Genomic DNA, 9,483 nt, shown 5'->3' with positions numbered 1-9,483 from the left:
CCGGCCCTTTCGGTGCTCGGCCGGTGTCCGGGCCGGCCCGGTCGGTGCCGGGTCCGGCCCGGTCGGTGCCGGGTCCGGCCCGGTCGGTACTCGGTCGGTCAGTCGTTCAGTTCTCGGTCCAGCAGCCCGAAGAGTTCATCATCGGAGGCTGAATCCATTCCAAAGGCGGCCGCGGGGTCGGCGTCGTCCGGGCCGGTCAGGCGCCCCAGGGCGGACTTGAGGGCCCGGACGAGTCCGGCCCGCCGGCCGTCCTCGGCCCCGAGGCCGGACGCCGCGCTCACCCAGTCGCCCAGCGCGTCCGCGTCGAACACCGTCCGCTCCCCGGCGGCGAGCTCCAGCAGGTGGCCGGTGAGGTCCCGGACGGTGGGGTGGTCGAACAGGACGGTGGCCGGGAGCCGTGTGCCGGCCTCCGCGCCGAGCCGGTTGCGCAGCTCGATCGCGGTCAGGGAGTCGAGCCCCAGGTCGAACAGGCCCCGGTCGTCGGGGACGTGGACGCTCCCGGGCAGGCCGAGCACCTCGGTGACGCACGCCCTGACCACGCCGAGGACGAGGGTGCGCGCGGCCTCGGGTCCGAGGCCCGCCACCCGCTCGGTGAGCGGGACGGCCGCGGGACCGCGCTCCGCCGCCGTCGCGCGCCGCGCGGGGACGAGGTCGGCGAGCAGCGGGGGCGGGCCTCCGGGCCTGCGCGCGAGGGCCGCCGTGTCGAACCGCGCCGGGACGAGCAGGGCGGGCGCCTTGTCCCCGAGGGCGAGGGCGGCGTCGAGCAGGCCGAGTCCGTCGGCGGTCGACAGGGGGCGGATGCCGAGCCGGTCGATCCTGGCCCGGGCTGCGGTGTCGAGCGAGCCCGCCATCCCGGACGCGTCGTCGCTCTCCCACAGGCCCCAGGCCAGCGAGACGCCGGGGAGCCCGGCCGCGGCCCGGCGCTGGGCGAGGGCGTCCAGGTGGGCGTTGGCCGCGGCGTAGCCGGCCTGGCCCGCGTTGCCGAGGACGCCGGCGACGGAGGAGAACAGCACGAACGCGGTGAGCGGCAGTCCGGCGGTGGCGCGGTGGAGGTGCGCGGCCGCGTCGGCCTTGGGCCGCAGGACGTGGTCGAGGCGCTCGTCGGTCAGGTTGGCGAGGACGGCGTCGTCGAGCGTGCCGGCCGCGTGGAACACCCCGGTGAGCGGGTGGGCGGGGTCGACACCGGCGACCAGCCGGTCGACCGCCGCCGCGTCGGCGAGGTCGCACGCCGCGGTGCGGACCTCGACGGGCCCGTCGCCGATGGTGCGCAGTTCCTCGGCGAGGGCGCGCAGGGCGGGGTCGGCGTCGCCGCGCCGGCTCGCCAGGAGCAGGCCGCGGACGCCGTGGCGGGCGACGAGGTGGCGGGCGACGGCCGAGCCGAGGGCGCCGCCCGCCCCGGTGACGAGCACCGTGCCGTCGCCGAACGCGGGCGCGGTGCCCGCCGGCTGGGCGACGGGGGCGAGCCGGGGCCGGTGGGCGGTGCCGCGCCGGAGGGCTGTCTGGTCGGCCCCGGCGGCGACCGCGCGCGGCAGCGCGGCGGTCGAGTCGGCGTGGCCGTCGGTGTCGACCAGGCCGATCCGGCCGGGGTGTTCGTGCTGTGCCGAGCGGACGAGTCCCCAGAGCGACGCCTCGGCGAGCCCGGTGACCGCGTCGGCCGGGTCGGCCGCGACGGCGTCCCGGGTCAGTACGACCAGACGGGTGTGCTCGGGCAGGGCGAGGATCAGTTCGCGCACCGCGCGCAGGTTCGCGCGCACGTCGTCGTGCGCGGCGACGGCGACGACGGTGTCCTCGGTCCCGTCGGGCGCGGCCACCACCGGGAACGGCATTCCCCCGGCCGCGCCGGGGTCGCCCAGGACGAGGGCGACCGTACGGGCCGCCGGTCCGGTGGGGTCGAGCGGGACCGGCCTCCAGACGACCTCGTGCAGCGGGGTGCCGCCTTCCCGCCGACCGGCGCCCAGCGCGGCCACCGGAACCGGGCGGAGCCGGACCTCGTCGACGCCGAGTACGGGCCGGCCCAGGTCGTCGGTGACGTCCAGGGCGAAGGCCGTCTCGCCCAGGCGGCGGATCCGCGCGCGCAGCGGCCCGGACGGCTCGGCGTACGCGCGGATCCCGTGCCAGCTGTACGGCACGTTCACGTCGGTCCCGTCGCCGCCGTCGCCGCGGCGCAGCGCGTCGGCGATCCACGGGTGCAGGGCGGCGTCCAGCAGGCCGGCGGCCAGGGGGTCGCCGGTGTCCACGTCCGCGTAGAGGGTGTCGCCGTCGGACCACAGGGCGCGCAGGCCTCGGAAGGCGGGCCCGTAGTCGTATCCGTGCGCGGCGAACGCTCCGTACACGTCGTCGAGTTCGACGGGGCGCGCGCCGCGCGGCCGGTCGCCCGTCCAGACGTCCGGGGCGGTTTCCCCGGCGTCCTCCCCGGTGTCCTCCCCGACGACGAGCAGGGCCTCCGCGTGGAGGGTCCAGGGCGCGTCGCCGGTCCTGGCGTGGACGCGGACGGCGTCCTCGGCCACGGTGACGCGCAGCCGGGTCTCGGTGTCGGGGCCGATGACGAGCGGGGCGTGCAGGGTGAGTTCGGCGAGGGCGTCCGCGTCGTGCCGCCGCGCCAGCCGGGTCAGCAGGTCGACGAGGGCGGCGGCGGGCAGCAGCGGCGAGCCGTGCAGGGCGTGGTCGGCGAGCCACGGCTGCCGGCGGTGCGACAGGACGCCGGTGTACGCGGTCCGCCCGCCGTCGGGGTCGGCGAGCGCGGCGGACAGCAGCGGGTGGCCGGGGTCGTCCGCACCGATGTCCGTCGCGGTGCCGTCGCCGCCGGCCGGGGGCAGCAGCCACAGGCGTTCCCGGGCGAACGGGTACGTCGGGAGCGGCACGGTCACGGCGTCGGGGCCGAGCAGGGCGTGCCAGTCCCAGGCGACGCCGGCCACGTGGGCGGCGGCCACGAAGGACCAGAGGGCCGTGAGGTCGTCCTTCCGGCGGTCCAGGGACGGTACGGCCACGGCGGGGCCGAGGTCGGTCTGCCCGGCCGTCGCGGTGAGGGCGGCGTCCGGTCCGATCTCCAGGAAGCGGGTGGCGCCGAGGACGCGCAGCCGGTCGAGGGCGTCGGCGAACCGGACGGTGCCGCGTACCTGGTCGGCCCAGTGCGCCGGGGATCCGAGGACGTCCGCCCCGGCCTCGCGGGCGGTGAGCGTGGAGACCACGGTGACGGCCGGTTCCGTGGCGGTCAGGGTGGCCAGCCGGTCCCGGAGGGCGTCGAGCATCGGCTCCATCCGGGCGGAGTGGAAGGCGTGGCTGACCGTCAGCCGCTTGGTGCGGTGGCCGCGTCCGGCGAGGAGTTCGGTGAGCGCGGTGACGGGTTCGGCGTCGCCGGAGAGGACGACCGAGCCGGGCGCGTTGACGGCGGCGACGTCCACCCGCAGGCCGGTCTCCGCCATGGCGGCCCCGACCGTGGCGGGATCCGCCTGGACCGCGGCCATCAGACCGCCCTCGGGCAGTTCGCCCATGAGCCGGCCGCGGTGGACGACCAGGTGGGCGGCGTCGGCCAGGCTCAGCGCGCCCGCCGCGTGGGCCGCCGCGATCTCGCCGACGGAGTGACCGGCGACGAACGGCGCGGCCAGGCCCCAGGAGGCGAGCAGCCGGTACAGCGCGACCTCGACCACGAACAGGGCGGGCTGCGTGTTCTCCGTCCGGTCCAGGTCCAGGTCCAGGTCCAGGTCCGGGTCCGGGCCGGACGCGGAGTGGGCGGCGTCGGGTCCCGCGACGGCCGCGGCGACGTCGGGGCCGCCCGCGCGGCGCACCGCCTCCGCGGCCTCGTCGAAGGCCCGCGCGTAGGCGGGGAACGCCGCGTGGAGCGCCGTGCCCATGCCGACGCGCTGGCTGCCCTGGCCGGTGAAGAGCAGCGCGGTCTCGCCCCGCACCGGGGTTCCGGTGACGACGAGGGGGAAACCGGCGGGTTCCGGCTTCGTGCCCGCCGCGAGGTGGTCGAGTCCGGCGAGGAGTTCGGGCAGGTCACGGCCGAGGACAACGGCCCGGTGCTCGAAGGCGGTCCGGGTGGTCGCCAGGGAGAGCGCCACGTCGGCGGGGCGCGTCGCCGGCTCGTCCAGGACGCGCCCGCGCAGCCGGACGGCCTGTTCCCGCAGTCCCTCCTCGGTGCGGGCGCTGAGCACCCAGGGCACGACGCGCGGGGCGGCGTCGTCCGCCGGGGGTCCGGCGGCGGGCGGCGGGGCGGGGTCCTCTCCCTGCTCCAGGATCACGTGGGCGTTGGTGCCGCCGATGCCGAACGAGGAGACGGCGGCGCGGCGCGGTCCTTCGCCCCCGGGCCACGGCGTGGCGCGGGTGGGGACGCGCACCTCGCCCTCGGTCCAGTCGACGTGCTCGTTCAGCCGCTCCAGGTGGAGCGTGCCGGGGACCCGGCCGTGCCGCATGGCGAGGACCGACTTGATGATCCCGGCGACGCCGGCCGCGGCCTGCGTGTGACCGAGGTTGGACTTCACCGAGCCCATCAGGAGCGGCCCGCTCCCGGCGCGTTCGCGGCCGTAGGTGCGCAGTACCGCGCCCGCTTCCACGGGGTCGCCGAGGCGGGTGCCGGTGCCGTGCGCCTCCAGGACGTGGACGTCGCCGGGGCGCAGTCCGGCGGAAGCCAGGGCGCTGCGGATGACGCGCTCCTGGGCGGGGCCGTTGGGGGCGGTCAGCCCGTTGCTGGCCCCGTCCTGGTTGACGGCGGAGCCGCGCAGGACGGCGTGGACGCGGTGGCCTGCGCGGCGGGCGTCCGACAGGCGTTCCAGGACGAGGAGGCCGGCGCCCTCGGCCCAGGCGGTGCCGTCGGCGTCGGCCGAGAAGGGCTTGCAGCGGCCGTCGGGGGCGAGCCCGCGCTGACGGCTGAACTCGACGAACGTGGCGGGGCTCGCCATCACGGTCGCGCCGCCCGCGAGGGCCAGCGAGCACTCGCCGAGCCGCAGGGCCTGGGCCGCCTGGTGGACGGCGACGAGCGAGGAGGAGCAGGCCGTGTCGACGGTCACCGCGGGCCCCTGGAGGCCGAGGGTGTAGGAGACCCGGCCGGAGGCGACGCTGCCGGCGCTGCCGCTGACCAGATAGCCCTCCAGGTCCGCGGCCGCGCCCCGGTGCTGGTGGACCCGGGCGCCGTAGTCCGCGTACATGACGCCGACGAACACGCCGCTGTCGGTGCCGCGCAGGCTCGCGGGGTCGATGCCGGCGTCCTCCGCGGCCTCCCAGGCGGTCTGCAGCAGCAGGCGCTGCTGCGGGTCGACGGCCAGGGCCTCGCGGTGGCTGATCCCGAAGAACGCGGGGTCGAACTCGGCGGCGTCGTGCAGGAAGCCGCCGTGCCGGGTGGAGGAGGTGCCGGGGTGGTCGGGGTCGGGGTCGAAGAGGTCCGGGTCCCAGCCGCGGTCGTCCGGGAACTCGGTGATGGCGTCGGTGCCGGAGACGAGCAGCTCCCACAGTTCGGCGGGGGTGCGGACGTCGCCGGGGAAGCGGCAGGCCATGCCGACGATCGCGATGGGGTCGTCGTCCGGGGCGACGGCGGGCGACGGCTCCGGGCCGGCGCCGGTGACGTCCGTGGCGCCGGCCGGGTCCGTCAGGAGGGCGGTGGCGTGGCCGATCAGGGCGGTCGGTGTGGGGTGGTCGAAGACGACGGTCCCGGGCAGCCGGACGCCGAGGCCGGTGGTGAGGCGGTTGCGCAGTTCGACGGCCGTGAGGGAGTCGAAGCCGAGGTCGGTGAAGGGGCGGTCCGGGTCGAGGACGGTGTCCGGCGCGTGTCCGAGCACGTCGGCGACGGCGTCGAGCACGATCCGGGCCACGTCGCCGCCGGCGGCCCGCGGGCCCGTGCCGGCGTCCGGCGTGCGCGGTGCGGGGCCGGCGGGGAGCCGGCGCGGTCCGGTCGCGCGGGCGTCGAGCGCGGCGGCCGTCACCACGGGCAGGTCCGCGCGCAGCGCGCGGTCGAGCAGCGCGAGCGCGTCGGCGACCGGCAGGGGCCTGATCCCGGCCCGTGCCAGGCGGGTGACGTCCCGTGCGCCGAGGCCTTCGGCGAGGCCGCCGTCGGCGTCCCACAGGCCCCAGTGGACGGTGAGTGCCGTCCGGCCGGCGCGCCGTCGTCCGTGCGCCACGGCGTCGAGCGCGGCGTTGGCGGCGCCGTAGCCGCTCTGGCCGGCGGTGCCGAGGACTCCGGCGACCGATCCGAAGAGCACGAAGGCGTCGAGTGCGGCGTCGCCGGTGAGTGCGTCGAGGTGGTGCGCGGCGAGCGTCTTCGGTGCGAACAGGCGTCGCAGGGCCTCGGGGGTGAGCCGTTCGGCGATCGCGTCCTCGGCGATCCCGGCGGTGTGCACGACGGCGGACAGCGGGGCGTCGAGTCCGGCGAGCAGGGCCGCGAGCGCGTCGCGGTCGGCGGTGTCGCAGGCCCGGACCTCGGCCCGCGCGCCGAGCGCGGCCAGTTCGGCGACGGTCGCGTCCGCGTCCGGGTGCTCCGGGCCGCGCCGGGAGACGAGGAGCAGGGTGCGGGCCCCGTACCGGGTGACCAGGTGGCGGGCGGTGGCCCGGCCGAGTGCCCCGGTCCCTCCGGTGACGAGGACGGTGCCGCCGGCGGCGCTGCGCGGCCAGGGGACCGGCGCGGCGTCCGGGGTGTCGGGCACGGCCGTCAGGCGCGGGGCGTAGGGGACGCCGTCGCGGACGGCGGCCTGCGGCAGTTGGGCTGCGATCGCGGCGAGCAGGGCGTCGTCGTGGCTGCCGTCGGTGTCGACCAGGGTGAACCGGCCGGGGTGTTCGGCCTGGACGGCGCGGATGAGACCCCACGCGGCGGCCGTCCCGGCGCGGGCGGGTTCGCCGTCGGTGACGGCGAGGCCCCGGGTGAGGACGACCAGCGGGCCGGTGGCGTCCGCGGCGAGCCGCTCGGCGACGGCGGTCCGCACCGCGTCCGCGGCGGCGAGCGGGTCGTCGTCCGCCGTCGCGCCGGCGGGGAGCAGGTCGAGGGCGGACACGTCGGGGGCGGACACGTCGGGGGCGAACACGTCGGGGGTGGCGGACGGGGCGGCAAGCGGTCCGGTCGGCTCCCACACCGTCCGGTACAGGTCGGACCCGGTGGGCAGCGGGCGCAGCGTCAGGCGTTCCACGGTGAGGACGGGCCGGCCGTCCGGGGTGGTCAGGTCGAGCCGGTGGGCGCCGGGCCCCACGGGCGTCAGGCGGGCCGTCACCCGGGAGGCGCCGCGCTCGTGCAGCCGGACGCCGTCGAGGGCGTACGGGACGAGCCGGGGGCCGTCGGGCGCGTGCAGCGGCAGGACGTGCAGGGCCGCGTCGAGGAGCGCCGGGTGGATCCCGAAGGAGCCGGCGGTCCCGTGGAGGGCGGGCGGGAGTTCGGCTTCGGCCCGCAGCGCGCCGGTGGCGTCGCGGTGGGCGGCGGCCAGGCCCTGGAAGGCGGGTCCGTAGGCGTAGCCGGCGTCGTCGAGCAGACGGTAGGTCGCGGCGCGGTCGCCCGGGTCGATCCGGTCGCCGGCGGGCGCGTCCGGAGCGGGCCCGGCGGGGACGGGGTCGTCGGTGAGCCGGGCGGTGGCGTGGACGGTCCACTGCCCGTCGGCGGCCCTGGCCCGTACGGTGAGCTCTCCGGCGGCGTCGACGGCGACCTGGAGCGGCGCGTCGGCGGCGGGGTCGAGCTCCAGCGGGGACCGGACGAGGAAGTCGCGGAGCGTGGGCAGGCCGAGGGCGCGGCCGGCCGCCAGGGCGAGCTCGGCGAGCGCCGCCGCGGGGACGAGGGTCCGGCCGTCGATCCGGTGGTCGGCCAGCCAGGGCCGCCGACGCGGTGACAGCGATCCGGTGAACAGCGTTCCCGCGTCGGGCAGTCCGGTCGCTCCGGCGAGGAGCGGATGCCGGACGTCGTCGAGTCCGTACGCGTCGGCGCTGCCGTTCTCCTCGGGCGCGTCGAGCCAGTAGCGGCGGGTCTCGAAGGGGTACGGGGGCAGGTCGACGATCCCGGCGCCGGGAAGGTCCGGCACGAGGGCGACGTCGACGCCCGCGACGTGGAGGCGGCTCAGCGCGGCCCGTACGGTGTCGCGTTCGGGGGCGCCGGGGCGCAGCAGGGGCACGGCCACGACGCGGTCCGTCCCGGCTTCCCGGGCGAGGGCGGTCAGGGTGCCGTCGGGGCCGAGTTCGGCGAACCGGGTGACGCCGAGTCCGGTGGCCGTGCGGAGGGCGTCGGCGAACCGCACGGGGCGCCGGATCTGGCGCACCCAGTAGTCGGGGGCGGTCAGTTCGAGCGGGTCGGCGGTGGCGCCGGTGACGGTGGAGACGACCGGGAGGCGGGGGGCGGAGAAGGAGAGCGCGGTGACGACGGCGCGGAACTCGTCGAGGACGTCGTCCATGTGCGCCGAGTGGAAGGCGTGGCCGACCTTGAGCCGGGTCGCCTTGCGTCCGCTCTTCTTCCAGTGCCGGACGAGCCGGTCGACGGCGTCGGCGTCCCCGGACAGGACGACGGAGTCCGGTCCGTTGACGGCGGCGAGCCCGACCGTGCCGTCCGAGGCGGCGACGAGCCCGGCCGCCTGCTCCTCCGTCGCGGCGAAGGCGGCCATGGCCCCGCCCTCCCGGGCGGACTGCATGAGCCGGCCCCGTGCGGCCACGAGGACGGCCGCGTCGGGCAGGTCCAGCACCCCGGCGACGTGCGCGGCGGCGAGTTCGCCGACCGAGTGGCCGATGACGAAGTCCGGTCGCAGGCCGTGGGACTCGGCGAGCCGGAACAGCGCGACCTCGACGGTGAACAGCGCGGGCTGGGCGTACCGCGTCTCTCGCAGCGCCCCGTCCGCCCCGGTGACCAGGTCGCGCAGTGCGGTGCCGAGGAGCGGGTCGAGGTGGGCGGCGACGGCGTCGAACGCGGCGGCGTACACCGGGGAGGTGGTGAGCAGTTCGGCGCCCATGCCGACGCGCTGGGAGCCCTGTCCGGAGAAGAGGAACGCCAGCCGGCCGTCGGGCTCGGCGCGTCCGGTGACCGCCCGGGGGTGCCGTCGGCCGTCCCGTACGGCCGCGAGCGCGGCCAGGACGTCTCCGTCCGCGTCCACGACGGCCCGGTGGTCGAACCGGGTCCGGCGGGCGAGCGTGTGGGCGACGTCGGACGTGCGCGGGGCGTTGTCCCGTGCGAGGGCGTCGTGCAGCGCGGCGGCGTGGGCGCGCAGCGCCGGCTCGGTCCGCGCGCTCAGCACGAGCGGTGCGGCGGGGACGGAGCCGAGGTCGGGGGCGGTGGATCCGGCCTCGTCGGGGGCCTGTTCGAGGATGACGTGGCTGTTGGTGCCGCTGATCCCGAACGAGGACACCCCCGCCCGGCGCGGACGCCCGCGCTCGGGCCACACCTCCTGCTCCCCCAGCAGCCGGACCCCAGAGCCCTCCCACTCCACGAACGGCGAAGGCTCCCGCGCGTGCAGCGTCTTCGGCAGTACCCCTGCCCGCAACGCCATCACCGTCTTGATCACACCACCCACCCCGGCAGCCGCCTGAGCGTGCCCG

Annotated in this window: 1 protein-coding gene; it reads right to left on the bottom strand. The window is 77.9% G+C overall.

The window, feature by feature from the left end; all coding sequences use genetic code 11:
* Window positions 1-98: 98 nt before the first annotated feature.
* Window positions 99-9,483: type I polyketide synthase (locus ADL08_RS02470; protein WP_159043172.1), on the bottom strand; the 9,385-nt coding region annotated here is incomplete at its 5' end.

The organism is Streptomyces sp. NRRL F-6492, from assembly GCF_001280125.1.
GTDB lineage: Bacteria > Actinomycetota > Actinomycetes > Streptomycetales > Streptomycetaceae > Streptomyces.
Note: the sequence above shows the minus strand (reverse complement) of the source record. Positions and strands in the feature narration are given on the sequence as shown.